Below are 1941 nucleotides of genomic sequence, written 5' to 3'. Positions count from 1 at the left end.
GTCCTGGAGCTCTTCCGGGCCATCCCGCCCCCGGTGCTCGTACCGGTCATCATGCTGTTCGCGGGCATCGGCGACACCATGAAGGTCCTCGTCATCGTCAGCGGCTGCATGTGGCCGGTCCTGCTCAACACCGTCGAAGGCGTCCGAGCCGTCGACGAGGTCCTGAGCGACACCTGCCGTTCGTACGGCATCACCGGCACCTCCCGACTCTGGCACCTGGTGCTGCGCTCGGCGAGCCCGCAGATCGTCACGGGCATGCGCCAGGCCCTCTCGATCGGGATCATCCTCATGGTCATCAGCGAGATGTTCGCCGCCAGCAACGGGCTCGGCTTCGCCATCGTGCAGTTCCAGCGCTCGTTCGCGATCCCCGAGATGTGGAGCGGCGTCCTGCTGCTCGGCCTGCTCGGCTTCGCCCTGTCGCTGCTCTTCCGATTCGCCGAGAACCGGGTCCTGGCCTGGTACCAAGGCCTGCGCCGCGCCCAGCGCAACACCTGACAAGGAGACGTCGATGCTCGACGTACGCAACCTGAAGAAGATCTACACCGGACGCAACCGCAGCGTGGAGGCACTGCGGAACCTGACATTTCATATCGGTGCCGGCGAACTCGTGTGCCTGGTCGGCCCCTCGGGATGCGGCAAGACCACCCTGCTGAAGTCCATGGCCGGACTGCTCACGCCGACCAGCGGCGAAGTCCGCCTGGACGGCCGCCCGGTGGGCGGGCCGCCGCCCGGCATGGCGGTGGTCTTCCAGGAGTACGGCCGCTCCCTGTTCGCCTGGATGAACGTACGCGACAACGTCGCCCTGCCCCTGCGCCGCAAGAAGCTCGGCAAGGCCCGCGAGAAGGAACTGGTGGACCACGCCCTGGAGGTGGTCGGCCTCGCCGACGCCCACCAGGCCTACCCCTGGCAGCTCTCCGGAGGAATGCAGCAGCGCGTCGCCATCGCCCGCGCCGTCGCCTTCGAGCCGAAGGTGCTGCTCATGGACGAGCCGTTCGCGGCCGTCGACGCCCAGACGCGCGCCGAGTTGGAGGACCTCATCCGGCGCCTGTGGCACGAGCTGGGCGTCACTGTCCTGTTCGTCACCCACGACATCGACGAGGCGGTCTATCTCGGCCAGCGCACCATCGTCCTGTCCGCCTCGCCGACCGTGGTGCTGGAGGATCTCACGATCGATCTCCCCGACGAGCGCGACCAGTTGCACACCCGCTCAAGCACCCGTTTCGCCGAACTGCGCGCCCACGTCTACGAGCAGATCCAGCGCGCCAAGCACCACAACGGCGACACGGACCCGGCAGTGGCCGTCCGCAGTGACGAACTCGCCCTGCACAAGTCCGAGTCCTGACCCACACCGTCCGACACAGGGGCCACAGCGCATGGACGACAACGAACCCGGGCGGTACTTCGTGCAGTCCCTGGAGCGAGGGCTGGCCGTCATCCGTGCGTTCAGCGCCGACACACCCGAGATGACCCTCTCGGAGGTCGCCAGGATCACCGGCATGAGCCGTGCCACCGCACGGCGCTTCCTGCTCACCTTCGCCGACCTGGGGTACATGGCCACCGACGGCCGCCACTTCCGCCTCACGCCCCGGGTCCTGGAACTGGGCTACGCCTACCTGTCCAGCATGTCCCTGGCGGAGATCGCCCAGCCCCACCTGGAGCAACTGGTCGCCGAGGTCCACGAGTCCTCGTCGGTGGCGGTGCTCGACGACGAGGACGTGGTGTACGTCAGCCGGGTACCCACCCGGCGGATCATGACGGTCTCCATCAGCATCGGGACCCGCTTCCCCGCCCATGCCACCTCCCTCGGCCGGGTCCTGCTCGCCCACCTCGACGAGCCCCGGCTACGGCACTACCTGGACACCGCCTCCCTCAAGCCGCTCACCCCCCGCACCATCACCTCCACGGAGGCACTCGCCGCCGAACTGGAACACGTGCGGGCAC

General features: G+C 68.3%; 3 protein-coding genes. All 3 read left to right on the top strand.

What is annotated here, in order from left to right:
- The coding region (locus AQJ91_RS48240) for an ABC transporter permease (protein WP_159054848.1) at positions 1 to 495 on the top strand (495 nt) is incomplete at its 5' end.
- 13 nt (positions 496 to 508) lie between these two features.
- Positions 509 to 1342 carry an ABC transporter ATP-binding protein gene (locus AQJ91_RS48235; RefSeq protein WP_067036762.1) on the top strand — a complete coding sequence of 278 codons (834 nt, stop codon included), beginning with the start codon at positions 509 to 511 and terminating at the stop codon, positions 1340 to 1342.
- A 31-nt stretch (positions 1343 to 1373) separates the two neighbouring features.
- Positions 1374 to 1941, top strand: a 568-nt coding sequence (locus tag AQJ91_RS48230; RefSeq protein WP_067036760.1) for an IclR family transcriptional regulator domain-containing protein, incomplete at its 3' end; no start/stop codon positions are given.

It is taken from the genome of Streptomyces dysideae (assembly GCF_001514305.1).
Taxonomy (GTDB): domain Bacteria; phylum Actinomycetota; class Actinomycetes; order Streptomycetales; family Streptomycetaceae; genus Streptomyces; species Streptomyces dysideae.
This window is presented reverse-complemented; position numbering and strand designations above follow the sequence as displayed.